General features: G+C 45.3%; 19 protein-coding genes and 5 pseudogenes. 6 read left to right on the top strand and 18 right to left on the bottom strand.

Annotated elements, in window-relative coordinates:
• Window positions 1-9: 9 nt before the first annotated feature.
• From AC8GDA_RS01445 to AC8GDA_RS01410, 8 genes are all read right to left on the bottom strand, one after another.
• Window positions 10-981 carry a glycosyltransferase family 4 protein gene (locus AC8GDA_RS01445; protein WP_506556545.1) on the bottom strand — a complete coding sequence of 324 codons (972 nt, stop codon included), beginning with the start codon at window positions 979-981 and terminating at the stop codon, window positions 10-12.
• 357 nt (window positions 982-1338) lie between these two features.
• A complete protein-coding gene (locus tag AC8GDA_RS01440; RefSeq protein ID WP_506556544.1) occupies window positions 1339-2061 on the bottom strand; it encodes a class I SAM-dependent methyltransferase in 723 nt (240 codons plus the stop codon).
• A gap of 61 nt (window positions 2062-2122) precedes the next feature.
• Window positions 2123-3163, bottom strand: a complete 1041-nt coding sequence (locus AC8GDA_RS01435; RefSeq protein ID WP_506556543.1) for a glycosyltransferase — start codon at window positions 3161-3163, stop codon at window positions 2123-2125.
• A 193-nt stretch (window positions 3164-3356) separates the two neighbouring features.
• Window positions 3357-4565, bottom strand: a complete 1209-nt coding sequence (locus AC8GDA_RS01430) for a glycosyltransferase (RefSeq protein WP_506556542.1) — start codon at window positions 4563-4565, stop codon at window positions 3357-3359.
• 360 nt (window positions 4566-4925) lie between these two features.
• Window positions 4926-5765, bottom strand: a complete 840-nt coding sequence (locus AC8GDA_RS01425; RefSeq protein ID WP_506556541.1) for a hypothetical protein — start codon at window positions 5763-5765, stop codon at window positions 4926-4928.
• A 359-nt stretch (window positions 5766-6124) separates the two neighbouring features.
• Window positions 6125-6727: an O-fucosyltransferase family protein gene (locus AC8GDA_RS01420; RefSeq protein ID WP_506556540.1), complete on the bottom strand. Its 603-nt coding sequence runs from the start codon at window positions 6725-6727 to the stop codon at window positions 6125-6127.
• A gap of 773 nt (window positions 6728-7500) precedes the next feature.
• The gene (locus AC8GDA_RS01415; protein ID WP_506556539.1) at window positions 7501-8352 is read right to left on the bottom strand and encodes an FkbM family methyltransferase; all 852 of its coding nucleotides are present in this window, start codon (window positions 8350-8352) and stop codon (window positions 7501-7503) included.
• A gap of 124 nt (window positions 8353-8476) precedes the next feature.
• On the bottom strand, window positions 8477-9706 hold the full coding sequence (locus AC8GDA_RS01410; RefSeq protein ID WP_506556538.1) for a glycosyltransferase family 9 protein: 1230 nt from the start codon (window positions 9704-9706) through the stop codon (window positions 8477-8479).
• Window positions 9707-9961: 255 nt separating this feature from the next.
• Here AC8GDA_RS01410 and AC8GDA_RS01405 point away from each other — a divergent pair.
• The 5 genes and pseudogenes from AC8GDA_RS01405 to AC8GDA_RS01385 form a co-directional block, all read left to right on the top strand.
• Window positions 9962-10276 (top strand): annotated as a pseudogene (locus AC8GDA_RS01405) (transposase).
• Entirely contained in the window at window positions 10273-10560 is a 288-nt protein-coding gene (locus AC8GDA_RS01400) for a hypothetical protein (protein WP_506556537.1), read from the top strand. Before AC8GDA_RS01405 ends, AC8GDA_RS01400 begins: the two are co-directional and overlap by 4 nt.
• A gap of 25 nt (window positions 10561-10585) precedes the next feature.
• A complete protein-coding gene (locus tag AC8GDA_RS01395) occupies window positions 10586-10843 on the top strand; it encodes a DDE-type integrase/transposase/recombinase (RefSeq protein WP_506556536.1) in 258 nt (85 codons plus the stop codon).
• A 75-nt stretch (window positions 10844-10918) separates the two neighbouring features.
• Window positions 10919-11104, top strand: a complete 186-nt coding sequence (locus AC8GDA_RS01390) for an integrase core domain-containing protein (protein ID WP_506557166.1) — start codon at window positions 10919-10921, stop codon at window positions 11102-11104.
• 158 nt (window positions 11105-11262) lie between these two features.
• Window positions 11263-11633 (top strand): annotated as a pseudogene (locus AC8GDA_RS01385) (IS3 family transposase); the annotation flags it as partial.
• 220 nt (window positions 11634-11853) lie between these two features.
• Here the strand turns inward: AC8GDA_RS01385 and AC8GDA_RS01380 are convergent.
• A complete protein-coding gene (locus AC8GDA_RS01380; protein ID WP_506556535.1) occupies window positions 11854-13455 on the bottom strand; it encodes a capsular polysaccharide export protein, LipB/KpsS family in 1602 nt (533 codons plus the stop codon).
• A 221-nt stretch (window positions 13456-13676) separates the two neighbouring features.
• A pseudogene (locus AC8GDA_RS01375) lies at window positions 13677-13864 on the bottom strand (IS3 family transposase); the annotation flags it as partial.
• A 189-nt stretch (window positions 13865-14053) separates the two neighbouring features.
• Here AC8GDA_RS01375 and AC8GDA_RS01370 point away from each other — a divergent pair.
• Window positions 14054-14990, top strand: a pseudogene (locus tag AC8GDA_RS01370) (IS5 family transposase); the annotation flags it as partial.
• A gap of 315 nt (window positions 14991-15305) precedes the next feature.
• On the opposite strand, the gene AC8GDA_RS01365 reads toward AC8GDA_RS01370, so the two are convergent.
• The 8 genes and pseudogenes from AC8GDA_RS01365 to AC8GDA_RS01330 form a co-directional block, all read right to left on the bottom strand.
• Window positions 15306-16325 (bottom strand): N-acetylneuraminate synthase family protein, encoded by a 1020-nt coding sequence (locus tag AC8GDA_RS01365; RefSeq protein ID WP_506556534.1) that lies wholly within the window; start codon window positions 16323-16325, stop codon window positions 15306-15308.
• A 10-nt stretch (window positions 16326-16335) separates the two neighbouring features.
• A complete protein-coding gene (locus AC8GDA_RS01360; RefSeq protein WP_506556533.1) occupies window positions 16336-17499 on the bottom strand; it encodes an NAD-dependent epimerase/dehydratase family protein in 1164 nt (387 codons plus the stop codon).
• An 11-nt stretch (window positions 17500-17510) separates the two neighbouring features.
• A complete protein-coding gene (locus AC8GDA_RS01355; RefSeq protein WP_506556532.1) occupies window positions 17511-18206 on the bottom strand; it encodes an acylneuraminate cytidylyltransferase family protein in 696 nt (231 codons plus the stop codon).
• Window positions 18203-19144, bottom strand: a complete 942-nt coding sequence (locus AC8GDA_RS01350; protein WP_506556531.1) for an NAD(P)-dependent oxidoreductase — start codon at window positions 19142-19144, stop codon at window positions 18203-18205. Before AC8GDA_RS01350 ends, AC8GDA_RS01355 begins: the two co-directional genes overlap by 4 nt.
• Window positions 19141-20298 (bottom strand): UDP-N-acetylglucosamine 2-epimerase, encoded by a 1158-nt coding sequence (gene neuC / locus AC8GDA_RS01345; RefSeq protein ID WP_506556530.1) that lies wholly within the window; start codon window positions 20296-20298, stop codon window positions 19141-19143. Before neuC ends, AC8GDA_RS01350 begins: the two co-directional genes overlap by 4 nt.
• Before the next feature lie 45 nt (window positions 20299-20343).
• Window positions 20344-21221: pseudogene (locus AC8GDA_RS01340) on the bottom strand (IS3 family transposase).
• A gap of 132 nt (window positions 21222-21353) precedes the next feature.
• Entirely contained in the window at window positions 21354-22196 is an 843-nt protein-coding gene (locus AC8GDA_RS01335) for an FkbM family methyltransferase (protein ID WP_506556529.1), read from the bottom strand.
• Window positions 22197-22263: 67 nt separating this feature from the next.
• The gene (locus AC8GDA_RS01330) at window positions 22264-22458 is read right to left on the bottom strand and encodes an integrase core domain-containing protein (RefSeq protein ID WP_506556528.1); all 195 of its coding nucleotides are present in this window, start codon (window positions 22456-22458) and stop codon (window positions 22264-22266) included.
• Window positions 22459-22731 lie beyond the last annotated feature (273 nt).

The following is a 22731-nucleotide window of genomic DNA, read 5'->3' as shown; positions in this document are numbered from 1 at the left end:
TGAACATAACTATCTCAACAATGACAAATATCGCCCCAACATCGACGGTGCCGCTAATGAATCATAGAGATCCCTTGCTGCCACTCTGCGTGACATGTATTCATCAACATCCATCGCCGCCCAACTCTCGATGCAGTGTGCCCATGCATTACTGTCCAACCCCCTCACGACGAGACCGCCCTTAGACCTGATTGCCGAAGCGGTCCATGGTGTCTTGTCGCTCAACAGTACTGGCGTGCCTACGCTTAGAGATTCAAAGATAACATGCCCAAAGTTCTCGCACAGTGTCGGAAAACAGAAAAGGTGATGCCCCTCAAAAGCGAGGCACACTTCGTCGTACCTTAAAGTGCCTCGATAGCGTACGGTCATGTTATGACTGAGCCCCTTTAAAAGCTTCAGACAAGAAGACCAATACATATCATCCTCAATAGGGCCATAGATATTAAGAACTATATTAAGCTGTCTTATGCGAGATAAAGCATCAAGAAGAAAAAGAAGATTTTTATTGGGGTGAATACGGGATAGAAATATTATCCTGAAAGTTCCACTACCATCTTTCAGTACAGCATTAACCGAGCCAACCTTCTCCCGAAAAAATAGGGGATCAGGTATCACTTCAGAAATAGTACTGCTATCTACGAATACTTTTTTTATATGGTCTAGTTCTAACTGAGTGCTCGCATGCCAAACAAGTCCCTTATGCAAACCCAGAACTTTTACAATAAAAAGATAAGAGATTTTTTTAAGCCTTCCAACGGCTAGTGCGGCGGGATCAAACTCACCTCTTGGCCCTAGTACACACTTAGATCCCTTTAAGAGCCCAATAAACCTAAAAAGGAGAGGAACTATCGAAAAGTGAAAATTGAAAAAACTATTGAGATAGATAACATCAAAATCGCAGGACCTTAAATGACGGAAAAGGTAAAGTACAGAAAGGGGGGAAACCTTCAGGTACAGTACCTGCGATTCGCCTACGGCCATCCAATGATTCGCTCTAACGTCAGAGTAGGGGAACTTATCTCCCACGTCCCGATCAGACGTAACCACATAAACATCCCGGTCCCGAGCGATTAGATTGACAAGATTTATCGAGGACCTTAGCGCACCACCCGCTTTATACCCTGGGTAAAAATATGCAATGAATATTAGGACTTTCGGCTTCAGCAAGGTCTTATTTCGAGATTAAACACCGATTTAAACAACCACGAAAATCTATTATAAATGTCGTTCTTGTGCACCATGTAAGAATACAATAATTTATAGGCACTTCGACAAGTACTAACAACAGGCATACTCTTTCAGTGAGTCTTAATACCTCGCTCCACAGTATAACTTTCGCTAGCTTTCACCTCGGGAATTGTGTGATTGTTTACAGAGGACCATTATCGTCTGACCACCAAAGATACGCACCATGAGGTCGGATTCGGATGTTTGAAGAATTACCCTAAGCAAACTCGCTAACCTGGAGAACACGTTTTTCCCCCTGCTTAGTTTGTGCGCATCCGTATAGTACCAATCGATAATATCATAACCACAATCCTCAAGTAACATTAAAGCAGTATCCATTGTGTAAAACGATAAATGGCCGAGATTCTTCCTCGCAGATCGGAGTGGAGCTCCTCGAATTATTGTTTGCGCACTTAAATCAAGTGGCACGTGGAACACATAGTATTCTGCGTGCCCGCGAGCGGTCTCAAGAAAAGTCGCCGGATCCCTAACGTGCTCAAAAACATCTAGCATTAACAGAGCGTCATAACCTCTCCTGTTGTGCGTGGCGAAGTCTGCCAAGAAAAACTCTATATGCGACGGCTTTGAGTGCCAAAAGTCTTTCAACTGTGGGGATACATCGTAACCGACTAAGGAGAGGCCTGGATCATAATTAGACAATTCTGCTAAGACCCCTCCAGCACCGCATCCAACGTCTATGAGTGTACGCGGATTTAAACCGTTTCTCTCAAAAAGCCTCTTGACATTTCTTGCTTTCCACGCCCCATCTTCCTCATCCCAACTTGGATGGTGCTGGTGGTAAGTCCCGTTAAGGTATATTGACTCGATCTTCACATTACTTGCCCTATGTCAATTTGAATTAGAGAATTTTCCCTTTATTACAAAAGAGAGTAACTCATCGTACTACCCGACTCAACATTCTTGAAAATTGAGAGACTGCCCAATCAGGGTTGCGCTGGTGTGCCGCGACTCTGATACTTCCTCTTAGCGCCTCGGAAAGGGGCCATTCAGAGATTGCCAATTCGATCTTAAGGGTGAGGTCAACGACATCTCCGGGATGAAAAAGATAAGGAACCGCACCTCGACTTAGGAGGTCGCTAACGTAGCCGACATTATGGTTAGACACAATAGCGAGCCCTTCCAAAGCCGCCCGCTCGAGTGCGGTTGAGTATGGCTCTGTACCTGGGTGGACATAGATGTCACTCGCCTGATAGACCTCTGGTAGTCGAGCGTACGCTACTGCGCCGAAGAAATAAACGTTAACTAGTTTTAAGTTCTTTTTCCTTTTACTCAAAATTTCGAAGCAGGGGCCATCGCCGACTACTACCAAATATCGCTTAACATCACCGCCAATTGAGCTCCAGCTGTCGAGGAGCAGGTCAACTCTCCTAGCCTGCGTCAATTTTCCAACGAACAGAAAAACGATAGCATCATCCGCGATCCCCAACCTTGACCTAAGCTTACGTCGACGCAAAGCAGCAGAATCCGAATACTGCCTTTGAGACGGCGGATCAAGACAATACAGCCCGCAAAAAATTCTCTCCTCCGGGATACCCAGGCTAGACAGGTAATCTATAGAAGCACGGCCAGGAACCCAGTAGAGATCACAACTTCCTATCAACAAATTCTTGAATAAATCCTTAGCCTTTCGAAGTGCCCCGACTTGTTCGGGATTCATGACAGTATCAAGCGCCATTACAACCTTTTTCAACCGTAACTTTGCGAAAAGGATCGCAAGCCATGATGTGGGCTTATCATAGCCGGAAACGACTAAAGCATCATATTTTGAAATGATTACCCACGATAATATATCAAGATGAAGGGGAAAATTATACGTTAGAATGCTTAGTCTTCGATTAGACGTCCATGATGGATAGACAAGCGGCTTCCACTTCCACTCATGATGACCAGGATCGCTATTGAAGTAGAATGCCACCTCAATGTCAAACCCCCGCTCGTGCAACAGTCTAAATAAAGGGTCACGATATGGGGCAGGATGGGGTGTTATTATATGAACACGAACTTGATTCAATTTTGATGGATCCATTTACTGGCGGGAGTCAACCTAAATAGTTGAATAAAATTATATTGCGTTGCTTACCCATCAATTTTTATAAAAGAGCTTTTTCTTATCTTGAGGACGAAAATCCCCAGCTCAAAAAAAATTCGACGCGACGTTTCCAATAATGGTTATCAACGAAGGAAGCTAGATTTCGCCTACACGGCGCCAACCCATCCTTAGGTCTTTTTGCGATATAATCAATCATTTCTGCTAGCTTTTCAGGTGAGTCCGAGTCTACGACATTGATCATACCGCGATAGTACGGCGGAAGCCCTTCCGTCCAAGTACTAATGATAGGTTTCTTAAACGAAAGATATCTTAGTAATTTTGACGGAAAGTTATGCTTATTTTGGGATGCAGTACTTAGATTTGTATTTACGAAGATATCGGATCTAGAAAGATAATATTCTAATTTATCTTCCGACAAAAATCCTAATTTCCTCACCTTAACAGATCCGGAGCGGATAGCGTTCAGATTCCCATTCCATCCGCCTGCAATCCAAAACTCAACATTCTTTGTATTTATAAAACTTGCGCTTGCCAAAAAAATAGATAACCCCGCATGGTCACCGGCAGACCCACAGAACATAACGACCGTACTGCCCCCATCGTACCGTGTCGCCATGGAGGTATCAATTGCAACATATCCTTCTGCGTTAATCGGCAGGACTTCCTTTATCCCACCCTCGAAGTGGATCGCATTAATACTCTCATCAAGGACGAAGACTTTATAATCCGCCCAAGATAAGAATGCGACACCGAAGAAACTCCGATAAATCTTAGAGTAGTCTTGTCCTACTGGAAATAGGCTGGGATGCGGCCTATCGGCCATTATAAGGATAGCTCCATTTGGAGCTAACTGGTCAACATTTTGTAATATGGATAGTGTATGGGGAAACAAGTTATAACAGATAATCAACTTTGGCGCGCCCCTATCCCTAATGATATCGTTAACCACCTCAAGATATCCATTAACAAGCGAGTTATTTTTTGTCCGGGGCAGGATGAAATTTAAATAACTAACTTGGTAGAAGGAATTTGCATTGCAGTGTGTGTGACTACCTTTGACAAATAGGTCTGACTTCGGCCATCTTGGCCTTACTACGTGTGATACTACGACTACGGAACGTCCTAAGCTCGAAAGACTCTCAATAAACTGTCGCTGCCAGAATGATGCTGCTGCGTTGCTAGAATCACCATTTGGATTGGAAAGTTCACCCACTCCAAGCCACAGTATATATCCACCAGTTGAACCTAGAGCGGGAAATTCAGTCATTATCTTAATTTCGGGGGACCCATTGGAGACGTGCTAGCACTGATAGAAGGACAGCAGGGTTACATCTTTTGAACCCCAGAAGTATGTCAAATTCTTTCTGCCAACAGCTAAAGGATAAGATTCATATAAACAACTTAGAGTTTCAGTAACCCGATGCGACAAACGTCAGTAATATATCTATTCCCCACCGAAACGGAAGGTAGCAGTTGCATAAAACTTAGCATATTAGTATATATTATGTCGATTTATCTTGGGACGGATGACTCTACGCTTTATTTGATAATTATAATATTAATCTGCAATCTCTTTAAACAATAAGCTGGCCATTCAAAGAGGCACGACCACGGGGAGCAGGCTCAACTATTCATTTGAATAAACAGTTTTCATATTAAATCCAGCCATGATAACCAACAACATCAAAACGCCGGTTAAAAGGCCATATAAAACTGAGTTTCCCACACTTGTTGTAAGGTACATCATTGTTATTGGTAGAAAAATTAAGGACCGTAGGCCTATGACTAGGAGAAAGAGGAAAATAGATGTTGCACCCAAGAGGCCTGCGGCGCCAACCCAGTATCCAATCTCCGCGTCAAATTGGATATCGAAGGATCCTCCGAATAGAAGTCCAAAAAGAGACTGCGCTTTTAAATGCTCGAAAAGAATAGAGAACTTAATCGAAACGCTTCCGTCTTCAACGAAGAACGCTTCTTCGAATATGAACAACATTGCGATAATACCTATCGCACTCAGTACTCCAACAATAAGGTAGATTCTTGTTCGAGAGACTGTGCAATAAAGGAGTGCTTTGTAGTAGAAAACAAGGAAGATAAGCACAAGGCACCCCAAAAGCACTGTCCGTGAGCCTGTCAGATAACTACCGAGGAGACATGTTGTTATCACCAGCAGGTCCATTAAAGTGATCAATGACCGTCTTTTTATAACGATTGGCGGGCGTGCTGTCTTTGAATTAAGGCACGAAAGTATTGAGGTGTAGACGTAGATAAATCCATATAGGAGCAGAATGAGTCCGAGTACGTTGGGGTTGTAAAATAGGCCACCAGCTCTAAAATATCGGTATTCAAAGCTTACTTTCTCTATTATGCCATAGTTCCACGGGTTATCAGCTAATGGATAATAGGTATCCCTGAACGCAGTAACTGATGTTACCCCAAGGGCTAAGAGTATTTGTGTTGATACCAAGTAGATAATACATAATCCAGACAAGTATTTTAAAGTTCGATAGTCGAATAGAATGCGATTACTACTATAAACTAGCAACGCGATAATAATATAAACAAATCGTATGGCATCACTCGGTGAGAACAAAAGTGCCTGGGTAAAGCCCGGGACAAGAAGGATAACGACTATAAATGACCAAAGAAGTCTAAATTTTACTTCTATGATGACATACTGTGAAATAAGACTGAAGATTCCAATTGCCACCATTACTTTCGCTATCGGATTTGGAAGTACGGGTGCTATTGCGAGCGCAGCGGCGGTAATGCCCGATAGAGCATTAAACCTCATCGGTCTTATCGAGGTACAAGATATTAAGTTTTTTAGGGAACATATTCTACTTTCAGGTACGAATCCTTCAGCGGGGGATCGAATGCAACGATAAACTTTGATATCAACCGACCGCTGCCCAAGTAGGCACCCCAGGCTGAAAAAGTTGAATTGTTACCAATAACGTAATCTGCTCCTGACATAAATCTCAAACTATCAACGTTCGAAAGTTCGACCATCTCCGTGTGTATGCCTGATCTTCCCAAGGATCTCATGACAGCAATCCCAAGTGGTTTATCATTTGAGAGTATGTAAAGCTTACCGCGATGCTTTTGGTTAGAAATCACCGTTTCGCACGCCCTTACATACCAATCTGTGTCGACTCGCCATTTTTCTGGAAAATCACCGCCTCTCACGTGGATGACTGCATATTTAGAGGGCCCTGAGTCCCGTTCGACCTCTGGAGGATTGATACACCGGTTTCTTGAACGGGACCAAGTACACAACTGAGCAAGTACCTCGGCCCGAACAATATAGTCATAGCCGATAAAATCATTAAAATAATTTCCGAGTCCTTCAATAATTCTTACATCACGACACCTATAAAAAAACTTAAGGACGGCATGCAGACTCTTTGGCGATAGAACGATGGCCATGAAGGCTTCGATTAAGCATAGTGAACCGCTATTGGTAGAGAGGACGTAGTGCAAATACAGTCTTAGATCCGATTCTCTTCGAATTAGAGGGCCAATGTTAAACTGTAATAAAGGCATTGTGAAGATCCTCTTTGTATTTGATATCTCGCGCTCTTTGATCGCTCGTCCTACTACGAACAATAGATTCCCTAGGCCTGCACCTCCAAAACGAACGCCTAGTACGCGGACAACGGCTGGAAATTTTATGATTATCATGGTTTAGTAAATGCAAATGAATTCCATTTAGTTGAAAAGAAACTCTTGCCGGGTATGTCTCTGCTCATTTGTGTTGTCGCTAGGTCTGAAAGGGCTACAGCTTATCGGTGGCCATATGAGGCCAATCCTCATTGTAGTCTTGCCCACTCTCCGGTAACTTCACAGGCCTGTTATAGGTCGAAGAAGAAATGAGTACCGAAGGGTTAATGGCGCTAGGTTTGATTGCTCTATAGGAGGGTTTCAACTGGAGTTATCTAGGTTGATCTACCTAAGTTTGACTCGTCGTTCCTAACAACATTCGGTAAGTGCCGTTGAACGCAGTTCTGTGGCATTGTCTAGTTAAACTCTCGGTAAACCGTAACTTCATTGTGCGAAGCCTTCTATCGCTCAATGGTGCAAAACAACAGGAAAGTCCGTATCAACACTATTTCAATCTAGGGAGCGCCTACACATTCATGTAACTTATGCTTTTGATACCGCAGTGCACATATTACAAAGGGAAGATCTAATGTTGTTGGTCAGCCTGTAGGGCTCCTTCTCGTGGGGGATATACTGTTCACATGCGACAGATAATTTAGTATCGCAGTCTTCGATGAACGAGCAATATCTAATCGGCCGAGTGGAGCAAAGTTTTCGAATACAGGTTGTACCAGTTGTGAGGAAGCCAAAATGAACCCATCACAACTTGTGGTATGGCTCGCGTATGGGCTGCTTACTTCGCATCTATAAGCCGCTGTCGCGAGTAGCGAAATAGCCTCCCCGTGAATCGATTCGCTATGGGTCGACAAGAATATATAATCAATTTGTCCTCGCTTGAGTGCCAATTGGGCGGAATTTAGCATTTCTATCTCCGCACCCTGGATGTCACTGTGCAGGATTGATATTTTACTTAATCCCGATTCTTCCAAGAAATCGTCTATCCCAAATTTTCCAAGACCAACCTCTTGACGAATAAATTTTCCGGTGAGTAAGTTGCGCGCAAAATTCTTCTGCCCACATGCCAGATTGTGAGGGTCTGGTTCTACAAGGACGACTTGAATTTCCGGCTTAGCCCGCTTTGCCCACATTGAGTAATGCCCCCAATAGGCGCCGAGTTCAATCATCACACTCGGGGAGTAAGAGTCCATCTTTAATAACTGTTGGAAGCAAAACTCCTCAAGCGGCTCATGCACTCCACGATTTATTATTAGAATCTCGGAAAAATCATCATAGTACGCGTGAGGCCCATGAACAATTGCCAACGCTCCATTATGCAGTACGACGCTGTCTCCGACTATGTACCCAGATTCTGGGACGCGTTCAATCATTAGATTCAACGGATCTGATACAATTTCGCGAAAGCGCTCAATATTCTTTTGTGCTTTGCCCAAGGTTGAGGGATCACAGTACCCCTTGCTAGTATGTGATCTTAAGTCGAACCCAAACCGCCGAGACACTCTTTTCAGTGTATGTTTAATGTTTGATATATTCATAATGGATATTTTTAGTAAGAATCTATAATATTTGACTTTTAAGTAGGGTCACCGCTCTGTTCATAACATCGGATACCGATACCAGCTCAATGCACGGGTATGGGTCAGCTCGTGCGTGTGGGTGCATACACTTCCAGTCGCAACCATAACATTCCATTTGATGGAAAATGCATTCTGGGCCGTTGCGACCCGCATCTTTCGGATAAGGTAAAAATCGCCCAAAATGCCCTCCACCTAGTATCGAAATAGACTTTGCACCAAGGTATGAAGCGAGATGTACGCAAGCGCTATCATTTCCAATAATTAGGTCAGCTTTGGAAATTCTTTCCAGTAGTCTAGTCCAATCGATTGCGCCGACCAAATTAACTACTTGCCCCTGATTTTGACTAGAGCAAAGTGCAGAGCCTAACGCTCTCTCACTTTGTGTTCCGCAGATGTAGATTTTCTTGGGGTAGACTTTCTTTAACTCTTCGACAAGGGCGATGTACTTTGTTATTGGCCACATTTTTTTATGTGAACCAGACCCCGGGAAAATTAGTATTCCCCCCTCCTGATTTACGTCACCTTTAGAATCAGCCGTTCCCCCTCTATCAGTTTTAGCTAGATAAAGACCTGGGAAGGACGACCTAACTCTCTGCATAAATTGTATGTTTCTATGCTCTTCCCAGGTTACTCGACCAACCGGCTTAATTAGGGATGTGTACCATTTATCCCCTATCCACCGATCTAGTTTTGAACGATTTGCAAGATCGCCGTCAAAACCCACTCTATACCTAGCACGAGATGCCCGTATTATTGCGTCGCCGGTCAACAAAACCCTTGAGTATGTTGGTTGTATGGCGATTTCAGGACTCAGAGTTGAGACTTCTTTCAGGATTCTCAATCTGTAGCTAAGTGACTTCACAAAAACTTGAGGATCTACAACTATAACCCTAGGAAAAATATCGAGGCTCTCAATGAACTTATAACTCCCCGGACTACATATAAGAGTAGCATCCGCGCTATCATCTCCACTAGTTGTTCGAGTTATTGCACTTGCCCAAAGTACATAGTCTCCAATTGCATCTAGGCGAACGTAAAGTTTACCTTTTTTAGTTTCGGGCACCTTAAATGCTTGTAATGCAATGAGGTCTACTGCCAAAAATATTGTTTTTTTTATTGCCCGAACTAAGGAGAGTAGATAAATACCTTCTCGGGCTAAGTGTGTCCAACTTACACGTGGAATTGCCCCTTTCAAGCTGGTTGGTTTCATGACAGGCGGCATTACTTAAGGATACTTTCCATGTATCCTACTCGACATGTATCGCAAGGTACTGGACGATTGCACGCGTTTTTTGTTCGAACACCTTGCCGCAATACTGAATCGCTACTAGATCCTTAGACACTTTCCAGCCTAGAATTTTGGGAAACTGGGGGGTGTTATGGATAAGCGGCGCAGGTTCACTGAGGAGTTTTGTAATGACCCACTGGTTTTCTGCTCAGGTCATACTTTCTAGAGGAGAACTTCGTGGGTGTGATCGTGGAAAGAGATTTCAAGCGTTGGACGGTCAAGAGGAAGGCTTCTTTGGTGACAGAGATCTTGCAGGACAAGACATCGGTTTCTGAGGCTGCGGGGTCCTTTGATCTCTCGCCTTCTGAGATCGAGGATTGGGTCGATGAGGGCAAGAGAGGCTTAGAGAAAGCCCTTCGAGCCAAGCCTCTGGACATCAAGGAACAATATAAACGGCAGCTCAAAGAGCTGTAGGAGGCGTATGGAGAAGCCATGTTGGAGCTCCGCGCCAGAGAGAAGTTGGAATCCCTGTTGGGCGGAGAAGAGAAGTGATTCAGACCGTCAAGCAGGGATTGGAAGCTGAAGGGATTGCCGTACCGATGACCAAGCTGTGTCAGTGGTTTGAAGTGCCGAGGCGTTCGGTCTATTACAAGCCCATCAAAAGCGCTCCGAAGGTGCAGGAACGGCTGGAAAAACCTATTAAGGCATTGATTGAGCAGGACCCCTCCTTATGGCTACAGAACCGTGGCCGGCCTTCTGAACATGAACAAGAACACCGTTCAGCGGATCTTCCAGATCCCGGGTTGGCAGGTGAAGAAGCGCCCGATCGGCTATAGGCCTCGAGTAGAAGCACTTCCTTCTGTGGCGGTCTCTCCTGATGAGCGCTGGGCGACCGATCTTTGCCGCATCTGGGCAGGTCGAGATGGCTGGGTGGCCCTGGCACTGGTGATCGACTGCTACACCCGAGGGCTCCTGGGCTGGCATCTGTCTCGTTCTGGCAAAGCCAGGACGGCTGAAGCGGCCCTGGAGCAGGCCTTGATTGCCAGGTTTGGAACCCTGGGCCGAGTGCGGCAGCCCTTCTTGCTTCGCTCGGACAATGGCTTGGTCTTTACCAGCTGAAGCTTCACAGCCTTGCTCAGAGGCTACGGCCTGCAACAAGAGTTCATCACGCCCCACTGTCCGCAACAAAACGGGATGGTCGAGCGCGTAATCAGAACTTTGAAAGAGCAGTGTGTTCATCGTAAACGGTTTGAGACTCTGAAGCATGCCAATCGAGTAATCAGTGACTGGATTGGGTTTTATAACCAACGCCGGCCTCATCAAGCCCTAGGCATGAAAACACCGGCACAAACCGATCAATCATGGAAATCAGCAACCTGACCTGTGCAAAAACCAGTGGGTCATTACAGGTCCATGCAGGCTCGGATCGACAAGGAGTTGGTCCTCTCCGCCCTGTTGATGGCGCTAGGGCGGCGCCAACCCGCAGACCCCGTAATGCTGCACTCAAATAAAGCTGCCAGTGCACCAGTCATGACAAGGAGTTGGTCCTCTCCGCCCTGTTGATGGCGCTAGGGCGGCGCCAACCCGCAGACCCCGTAATGCTGCACTCAAATAAAGCTGCCAGTGCACCAGTCATGAATGGCAGGACTGCTTGCGGGCAAACAACTTTGTCGCAAGCATGAGTAGGCGAGGCAACTGTCACGACAACGCTGTGGTCGAGAGCTTCTTCCAACTTCTCAAGCGAGAGCACATTAAACGCAGGATCTACGACAGCCGAGAACAAGCCAAAGCTGATGTTTTCGATTACATCGAGATGTTTTACAACCCAGTCAGGCGCCACGGCAACAACATCGGCCTGTCTCCGGTAAGGTTTGAACGGCAGTACTTCGAGAGGCAGGCGGGTGTCTAGGATATTGGTAGCGATTCAATCCGCTCCTCATACGCCATTGTTAACCAAGTTGGGGTATCCGTTTGAACATAATCAAAGTGATTACAGTCGTAATACTCTGCTAAATAAGTACTAAGTATCAACACGCTAAAAATTGGCTCCGCTGATAAACGCGCGCACACCCCGCAAAAGTTTTGCATAACTTAAGGCTTCAGGGTAAGTAAGCTATCGACCCATTCAGTTAGGCCGTTCCATGGACGAGTCCATCTGCTAGATCTTGGTACTGGGCCTCTGTTAGACCACGAAACTTTGTGTACGGGTCAAACAAGTCATCCGCCCATCTACATTCTTGAAACACACGGTAGTAGAGGTAATGAGCGTATCTTGTTGCGGACTCAACTTGCCCTTCGACTGGACTGATGTCGTTAGTAATCAGCGCGTCATATTCGCTAATTGATTCGGGAAGGTACGAAAACTCCTTCTGCCTGAACAGTGAGTTACCGACAATGACCGTAGGTATGCCCCGATACGCACACTCCAAAGAGATCTTTGATCCATAGATCAAGGCCGCGCATGAAACTTTCATAAGAGCGTAACTCGAGCAACAATCATTCGGCTCGATCAGGGTAACATTGGGCACCCTGTGATTCTGGATCAAGTTTTGCACCGAACTGACTATCGATGAACGCGATTTGAAGATATCTGCCTCAGCGGGATGAACTCTAATCACTAGGTGCTTTCCAATGTTGCTCCGTATTTGGACTAGCGTATGCTCAATCCACTCAAGTTGTGAAGGAAAGATGTTACCGTCGTAAAAGATTTGCGCGTCCCAGTCTACGTTGGTGAATAATACCAACACCTGTTTCTTCTTCGCGATTTTGATTACGCGGTCTTCACTGTCACTTTTCATCTTACCAAAATAGGACCAGTAGTCTCTTCCGCCGGATTCCTTTGATTCAAGATAATTTTTTGCCCTTTTCTCTTCGAACTTTGACAACGGTACATCCCAATGAGTTTTGTTTAAGTGTGGCAACAGGGCACGATGATAGGTGTCACCTTTTGTTAGGTAGAAAGTACCCCTCCTGTAAGGAACCCCCCAAACAGTTAACGAAATTCCCCTAAGCCTGCACAGGGTTGTAAGAGGACCATGGTTCAGGTAGATTCCATGAGTACAAACGACAAGACTTGGGTCGTAATGCTCTAGAATATGAGCGAGGTAAATAACAGCCTTTGCTACGTTCTTACCAATGACCCTATATCTGCTATCTTCTAATTGCGTTAAACCACTCGGGCCAGTGAGTGTTTGACGATGATACGTAGACATAATATGTTCATGCAAATTCACACCGTGGAGTTCTAACTCTTTTAGGTTATTTAAGGGCTCTCTCTCGTATAGGGAGATATAGTAATTCAAGAGGTTAGTCTGCTCGGCCGAGATTTTTTCTGTTAATAGGCTTCTCAACAATCCAGATCCATCAAGCGAAATCAATTTGTTTGCAAATTTCTTGCACCCATAGCAGTTAAGGCCTATATCTAACGCGCCTTTCTTTGGTCGAGCAAACTCGCACGTTGAAAATGCCCCTCCGCAATAGAAGACAGATGTTTCAAATCCTGCATCAGTTAGTATCGAGGAAAAAAGGATGTCAGTTCTTACATGCATATTGTTTAACGTGTATCCGGTATATATCAGGGCGCGTTGCCCATTAACCCGAGGGGGCCCGGCCCTTTTTTTTACCTCAGCTAGATAACGTGCCGTTCCGAATTTGGCCACTAGAGCATTCTTACGGTTTCGGATGGCTTGGATAATCTTATTTGCAATAAAACTGAAGTTGTATTGGGTCATGAAGAGCCCTGTAGGTTAATGTTTAGAGAGGGTGGCTACTAGTCGCAGGAGAAACCCCAATTCCGGTTGGAAACAATTTTCTATTTTTTGCGGTCTATCCCAGGGTTTGTAGACATAAACTCGAACGTGTTGCTTGGTCTTAAGCTGTACCTGGTTTCGTTGACACCGACCTAAGCATATTGTATCGACTCAAAGACTGCCGGGCTAACATAACCGATGGTCTAGTGACGGCGTTTGGGGTTGTAAAACACTCGATGTACTCAATGCCATCTGCCTTGGCTTCTTTGCGATTTTTTTTAGATCCCTCGGCGGTTAACCCGTTCAATCCTCAGGGTCGACAAAAGCCCTCCATAGCCGATTTGTCCCAAATCTCTCCAGTGCGACTCATGCTGCAGGTGATGCCTTGCTCGATATGCCACGCGACCTTTGAACCAAGGTAAACGCCTGCCGGGCACGGAAAACACGGGAGAGAAATGCGGCTTCTTGCATGACTCCCTCGAGATCAAAATGACTAGGAAGTCTCTGAAAAACTCTCATGACTATCGAACATAAAGCCCTTAGCATGATCCAATCTGCGTTGGGTTTTCAGGGGGATGTAATGAGCCAATTAAGTTTCTCCGATGTGGAATACGGGGCCAAGCGCAAGAAGACCAAGCGTGAAATTTTTCTTGCTGAGATGGAGTCTGTGGTGCCATGGGACTCGATGATCAGGCTGATTGAGCCCGTGTATCCATGTCTGCTGTGGGCAGACCGGACTATGCTTTGCCTTCTATGCTTCGGGTGTACTGCATACAGCAGTGGTACAAACTGAGTGAGCCGGCGATTGAAGAGTCGCTCTATGAGATTGCCTCCATGCGCAGATTTGCTGGGTTTTCCCTGGGTAGTGGCTTGATCCCCAAGACAGCCATTCTCAACTTCCGGCACCTGCTTGAAGCCAATAAGCTCACTGAACATAACTTTGCCTTGATCAACCATTACCTCTTGAGCAAGGGGCTTCGACTCTCCAATGACACGATTGTTGATGCCACGATCATCGAGGCACCGAGCTCGACGAAGAATGCCACCGGTACGCGAAATCCTGAGATGCACCAGACCAAAAAAGGCAACAACTGGCACTATGGAATGAAGGCGCATATTGGAGTAGACGAAGTGACGGGGCTTGTGCACAGTCTCCAGACAACAAGTGCCACTGTGCACGACCTTACACTTGTCGAAGCGCTTCTCACCGGCGAAGAGCCGCCATCTTTGCAGATACGGGCTACCGTGGAGCCGAGCGGGGAACCCAATCCCAAGCGGATTGGCACATTGCAGTGCGGCCCGGTAAGAGACGCGCGCTGACCGACTCTTACAAGGATCGCATCACGAAGTAGCTTGAAACACTGAAAGCCAGAGTACGTGCCGAGGTCGAGCACCCGTTTCGAATCATCGAGATTCAGTTTGGATTTATCAAGGCCCCATACCGCGGCAAGGCTAAGAACCGAGCTCAGCTGCATATGCTCTTGGTCATGCTAATCGTCAGGCGACGATTAATGTCCATCGAATCGGCACATCCAGAAACTGAAAAAAAAGACAAAACCCGCAGAGAAAGCAAAGAAAAACCATCAACAAGTCAGTTAATAGCCCACCCCGCATGAGCAAAGCGTCTCCGTCACCACCAATGTCGTCCGACCAATTAAAATCGAGCCATTGTTCCGATGGCTCCCTAAGCTGTATGGATGGTCTTGGCGAGTTTCTCAGTGGTTGATGTTCAAAATACGAAGCCCTGCAAGGACCTAGATTCAACCAAGGTCTAAAATTCAATGCATTGAAGACATATTTAAATAGATTATCTAGGCTGCCCAAATTAGCACCTAGTCCGAAAAATGAGAATAATCTATTTCATCATAGCATGTTACATCAACAATAAGCCTCTTATTCAGTAATTTAATAACATCTGATCCTAATAATGATCCATTCTCGCCAGCCCGCATCATCAGTATATCTTCATTGCTTAGGCTGTGGCCAGCTTTAAGATTAGACTTATAAAAGGCCTTTTTCAAAGCCCATGACTTTCCGTCCAACTCCTCCGTTAGCGGCTTCTCCTCGCGCGAATTCTTGGCGATCCAAACATCCCTCACGCCGCCCACCAATCTAGACAGGTCCTGCTCATCTGCAGAAACCTTCCAGTCTTGGGCATCTGGTACATCCTTCTGTATTGTTATGTGCTTCTCAATAAAATCTGCACCTGCCATCACCGCTGCGATACAAATTTCATTTCCAACGGTATGATCTGACCAACCAACCGGAAAATTTATAATACTCTTCAATTTGTTAATAATATGTAGGTTTACACGGGAACGTTCAATCGGATATGCGGTGATACAGTGCATTAGTGCTAGATCAGTGAAGCCTGTTCGGCTCAATTCGGAAACTGTTTCGATAATATCCCTAATCGAATACATTCCAGTCGATAAAATAATAGGCATTCTGAAACTTCGAGCGAAATTGAGATAGGGAAAGTTCCTGAGCTCACCAGATCCTACTTTAATTACTCGAATTAACTCGTAATCAATTAACTCCTGCAGGGACTGTTCATCATGACCAGTGCACATAAATGGAATTCCAATATCGTCACAATGTTGCTTTACTTTACAGAGTTCAATAATATTTAACTGCTTGGTCTTTAGTCTTTTCTTCCAATAGATATTAGATGGATGTATTAGGTTGTCAACATTGTAATGCTGTAACTTAAATACATCACAATCGGTGGAGCGAGCCATATCTGCCAATCGTAGCGCCTCACCTACATCACCAAAGTGATTTACTCCTCCCTCAGCGATGATAATGGGCTGTCCGTCTCTAGCTATGGTCACACCCTCACTAATAATCATGGCATCGACCCTATTTTGTCCGTTGGTTCCATTTGGTTACCGGCATTATAACGTCGGGGTCAACGCGGTTGGCGGCAGTTTGAGCAGTCCGCAACATGTCGGTCAGACGATCCTCTGTAAGAAGGATAGGTTTTAATCCGAGTCCCTCCAATGCGCTGTGTTTGGCATTGTAGTAATGATTTTCCAATTCAACACGAGGATTGGGTATGGATTTTACCACCACATTAATTCCGAGATTCTTCGCGCTTACTCTTACCATTTCAGCCAGTTGCCCGACTGAAAACTGCTCCGTGAATTGATTAAAGACCCTGAATTCACCCGGCTTCGCAGGGTTGGTTATCGCTAATTCTACACAACGGATGGTATCCTTTATATTCAGATATCCTCGAGTCTGAGTGCCATTGCCATAGACGGTAAGCTCACGACCTGAGATTGCTTGGACAATGAACCGATTTAGGACAGTACCGAACGTTGAGTCATAGTGAAATGAGGTGCCAATCACAGGTGACATTTCTGACTCGTCAGTTTCTGTACCATAGACAACGCCTTGGTTGAGATCGGTTACTGCCAAACCCCAAATGCGTGTAGCGAACTCTAAATTATAAGAGTCGGCCACTTTGGAGAGATGGTAGAACGAGCCAGGCATCTTTGGAAACAGAACTCTATCCGACCTGCCGTTATGAGTAACATTTAGCCATCCTTCTTCAATATCAATATTCGGCTGCCCGTACTCGCCCATGGTTCCAAGTTTTACAATGTGGATATCAGGATTAGATCGCTGAATAGTAAACATCAAATTCAGGGTTCCAACTATATTATTAACCTGGGTAGATACACACTTTTCCCGATCCATCATCGAGAAGGGGGCGGAGGGCTGCTCAGCATAATGAACTACCGACTCTGGTTTAAAAGTATCAAATGCCTTCTGAAGAAATCTGTGATTATGGGTGATGTCACCAACCTCGATAGAGATGTTCACACCGGTCAGCTTCTTCCATTCTGCCGCCCTTTGATGCAAAGGAAAAACTTGGAACAAGGGCTGAACCCCCAACTCATGCTCCCAGTATCGCTTTATCATGTTGTCGACAACGCAAACCTCATGGCCCTTCGAGGACAAGTACATTGCAGTCGGCCAACCCAAATATCCATCACCGCCTAAAATCATGATTCGCATTTTCTTAACTCCTAAGGTAAGTCCTTTAAAATAGATGCCAACTTCTCCACATCGTCGGCTGTATCGAAGTCAAAATCGTAGGGTGGATTTATAATCTTGGCTCCTCGGTGGTTAACAAAGAGCGTATGCTCAGCTATAACTGAACTTGCCCGAAAGCCTATTACGTTACCAAATTTAAAGGTTTTGGGTTTGTCCTGCTTACGATAGTATTTTTCTCTCTCTTCCTTGAATAAAAAGGAAACCCGATTTTCTTTAAAGACACGTTGATTGTAGGCGTGAAAGCTGTGTTCGATAGGTGAAATTGTCTCGAAACCATCAAACCCCTCGACTACAATAGCGCGGATAGCATCATCTATATCGACTGAGCGCAGCAGTGGTGATGTTGGCTGTACCAAAATGATATTCAGCCCCTCACAATTCGATCGGGCCACATATTCTATTATGACATCTCGGACATTGGCACTATCTGTCGCCAAGTGATCAGGTCGTCTATCTACGATGAGCTTAATACCCAGCTCCTGTGCAATTTTTCCTACGCACTCAATCGTGTTATTACAATCGGTCGATAAAACTGTTAGGTCGACTAACTTCGCAAGTGAAATACTCTTAAGGCAATAATAAATTAACGGCCGGTTTAAAATCGGAAACAGATTCTTTTTGGGAATTGATTTAGATCCACCGCGCGCGGGAATGAAGCATGTGTTCATTTGGAACTGATTGAAATTAGTCGGTCTATCACTTGGCCCTCTGTCTCGGCCCACGCATCTTCTGTGCTACCACCGATATGTGGAGTTATAATTAAATTACTATTGGCTTTCGCTAAGGCTACAAGGGCATTACTCGACGGATCAAAACTCTGATCATATTCCCCAGCTAAAACATCTAGTGAAGCTCCGGCTATCTTTTTTGAGGTTAGGGCATCCAATAAAGCATCTTGGTTGACGATTTCCGCACGCGCTGTATTCACAAAGATCGCATTTGCCTTACAATGGTGAAAAAACTCAAAATCTATTAAATTTTTTGTTTCGGAATTCGCTACTGCGTGCACTGATATAACGTCTGAGTTTTTCGCAACATCTAAAATACTCTTCTGCGAACCCGGGACGTAGGGATCAAAGAAGATTATTTTCGATCCGAGCGAGCGGAGTACTCTTCCCACCATTTGCCCAATCCTACCGTAGCCAATTATACCGATTGTCTGACGGCTAAGCATTTTCTTTCCGCCATAGCTACGCCTATTCCACTCGTTGCCGAAAAGGACACTTTTTTGAGCTTGGCAGAGCCCCCTCTGGAGGGCCAAAATCAAGAGAAGTGTGTGCTCAGCAGTCGGAGTAATGGTCTTCAGAAATTTTTGTTGATCATGCAAGCCAATTATTTCTATCCTCTGCTCGCAGCAATATTCTGCGTCAATATGTTGGATACCGGTCGTGTTGGTGCAAACGTATCTCAGATTAACAAACTGTGACAAGTATTGCTCGTCGAACTTATAGCCTAGTGGCGCGAATGCGGCAATTATTTCCGACACGTCACACGGAATATCATCACCGGGTTTTTCAATTGAAACTACATCAAAGTTATCCTCTAGCTTCTTCTTTGATGTATGGGAATAATTTAATATCGTGTGGTAAAGAACTTTTAATTTCATTTTATATCTACAAAACTTTTGAGATAACCCACTTTGTCTTCTTTGGTTAGCAAGTCTATTAGAATCTTCGCACTCATCGCGCCAGTATTACCATTACCGTATATTTTTCTTCCCTCACGGGTGAGTTGGGATCTAAACTCGGAACTCATCGCTTTTTTAATATTAGAAAGTATGTGATGGGTATCGTATTTCACGTTCAGAATATTGCTCGACTGCATTCTGCGATGCTGCCTATTCCCTATATTTACGACGGGAAGGTTAAAATACTGCGCCTCAATTATTCCAGCGGAGCTATTACCAACGAGCACAGACGCGACATTCATTAATCCTCGAAAATAGTAAGCATCTATATTCTTGTGCAACTTGACTCTTTTGTTTTGTGCAGAGAACGTTGTCAAACACTGGACAATCTCTGTGTATCCGGGGTCTGAGCATGGATATATCGCAACAATATCGGCCTCACCGACCGATTCTAGCGCGCCTATGGTCTGGTTAATTTGATAAGCAGCGTCTTGAGAAGACGTTGTTTCGCTGTGTTGTAAAAGCAATATGAGTGGTAGCGATGGATTCAAATTGTATTTTTCAATAATCACATCTCCCGAGGGATATTCGCCACTACAGATCTCATCAACATGGCTATCGCCTACCACAAATACTCTGTCTTTCGCCTCTCCCAATTGAACTACACGATTGTAACTATCAACGCATGATACAAAATGGAAGTGACTGAGTTTTGTCACTGCGTGTCGCACATGCTCATCAACGCTTCCAGAAAGGTCTCCACCCTGAAAGTGTGCGATCCGAATATTGAACAGGGTTGCAACCGCGGCGGCGGCCAATACCTCTCCTCGGTCACCGAAAAGTACCAAAAGGTCCGGTTGTCTGACATCGAAATAGTTGGCCAAGTCTTGTTCCAATTTAGACATAGCTATACATCTCCCGCGTTGAGATCCGTCCTGCTTTGGTAGGGGAAACTCAACGATATTATCGAAATCCTCCCTAATCTCCTTAACTGTCATACCGAAACTGCTATCTAGATGTTGATCAGTGACTAAAATTTTGAGGTCAATTCCTTCGGTCGAATATAAGACCCTTAGCATCGGCCTAATAGCACCATAACCACCACGTTTACCACTTAAGACATCAATCTTCATTTTTAGTGCTCACCTGGTCGTAGACTGTGAATCGCTACCAATATCCTAGACACCCGCCTGCCTCTCGAAGTACTGCCGTTCAAACCTTACCGGAGACAGGCCGATGTTGTTGCCGTGGCGCCTGACTGGGTTGTAAAACATCTCGATGTAATCGAAAACATCAGCTTTGGCTTGTTCTCGGCTGTCGTAGATCCTGCGTTTAATGTGCTCTCGCTTGAGAAGTTGGAGCCTGCATGGACCAGCCAACAACGGCGCGAGGGAACAGATCAATGACGACTGCAAGATAGAGCTACCCTCATGGGTTCTGATGTAGGTGATGTCCGTCACCCAAGACTCGTTGGGGGTGTCGACCTCAAACTGCCGCTCTTATACGTTTGGAACCGCCAGATGGGCTTGCCCCGCTTGAGACTTGGGTCGTCTACGCCCATATCCCTTCTGGGACCGAATCCCCTCGGCCTTCATTAAGCGCCGTACCCGCTGTTGACCACACCGAATTCCCTGGTCCCGAAGATCGTCATGCACCTTCCGATACCCATAGACGGCTGCTCTCGCTAGGCATAGAAACCGCTGGAATGAACACCAAGCACTTTGCACATCATTCTGATCGGGTGCTGCTTCATGTGGTCCCCGACAAACGCATACCTCACCCGGACTGCTTCGCGAAGTACGCCGCGGCTTTTTTTAGATGTCACGCTCCTCAGTGACACGCCGCAGCTCCGTCTCTAACTTCTTGATCCGAGCGACCTGATCCTCTTTTGCCAAACGATCCTCTGTCGGAACGCCGTGGCGCTTGAACCACTCAACAAGCTGTAAGGACTAAAACCAAGACGCTGGCTGACGTCCTTGACCGCAAATCCCCGCTCCGTGATCTGCTTAACCGCCTCAATACGAAACTCCTCAGTGAACCTGCGCTGCCTATTCATAACACCCTCCGGCTGCCAAAAATCTTAGGCTGGAAAGTGTCTAAGGATTTAGTAGCGATTCAAATCGCAACCACACATCGATACATTGACCTACGGCCCAGCGTTGTTAGGACTGCGGTGGAGTTGGTCTAGTTAGTATGTTTCAAGGGCACGATCAATGTTGGGCACATCTGCATCCCTCGCGGTTAAGATATCAAAGTAATAAATCGTGCGCGTCGTTTTATCAAGGTTCTGTTGTTGAACATAAGCCATTAGTTGTCGTAGAGTGGAGAGATCTCTCGTCCGTAAAATCAAACTGCCAAAGTTATCGAAAATAAACCAATGATCATACCCAAGGGAGGTAAGCTGCTGAATGGTCCTTAAATAGCTCTCATACTGCGAGTAATTGTCGTATTGTAGCTCGAAAAAAATCATTGGTTGACTTTTCACTATTAAGGTCATCGACGAGTCCAAGACGTCGTAGTCAAAACCATCCACATCCGTTTTGAGTAATCGTAATGATGAAATATCGTCACCAGCCAAGAGCTCGTCAAGGGGTATTGGATGAATACCTCCAGATGTTCCCACAACCGCGTGCTTGGTTCCTCCCTGTCCCTCTAGCGTCACAGCTGAAATGGACTTTCCGATTAAGGCCTTAACAGCCTTGACCTCTAAATGATGTCCGAAATCTTTGATGCGTTGAATGTTGTTCTCGAGGCCGCTAAAAAAGTAATCGTCGGCCTCAACACAAATGAATCGAAGTGTTGGATTAGCCTCGTACATCCCAGCCAATGTGTCACCTATATTGGCCCCAATATCGACAACTAGGTCGGATGACTCGAGGTGCTTACCCAAGTGGGGAAGGAACCTGTCGTACTTCGGATGCGCTAACTGATGGGCTGGAAGCTGATGATCCGCTGGAAGCAGAATATCAAAGCCCGAATATTGGTAGCGTATTGGGATATTAAACGATCGCCTAAATTTTTGTTTTATCATTGAAACGGCTCGCTGTGATCGGCTCGTCTTTTGCTTTGTACCATTCGTCATTTTGTATTAACCCCCGTCAATTAGACAGTCTGATGGGGGACATTTCTGCTGGTTTGGGGTGTTGCCAGTTCTGAACGGGTAGCAACTTCCCGTTGGCCGTATGGGGCCGATCCTCGTTGTAATCTTTGATCCACTCCTCGGTAGAATCTTTAGTCTGGCTTGGGGGCGATTTGAGGCTACCGGAAAAGAGAAAACTCTCGGACAACAGCACCTAAAAAACCAAAAACTGAGAGAGATTATACCCGAATACCCCACAAAACAACAACAAAATCAATGAGATGAGATTAAATCAAAGCCGGCTAAATTCAAAGACTAATCTGGAATAAAAATTTTTGATTTTCATATAAATACTTACTGCGTTTTAACTTTAATATCCAATCAGTTTCAAGTGATACCGCCCCATTGTGGCTACCACAGGCCCTATAAACCGAGGTTAAGAAAATACCTCCCAAGAAACAACCAACCGAAGAAACTGCAAGCTTAA

Source organism: Hahnella aquatica (SeqCode) (assembly GCF_965194505.1).
Lineage (GTDB): Bacteria > Pseudomonadota > Gammaproteobacteria > Burkholderiales > Burkholderiaceae_A > Hahnella > Hahnella aquatica.
The sequence above is the reverse complement of the archived record's forward strand: the minus strand, read 5'-3'. Positions and strand labels throughout refer to the sequence as shown.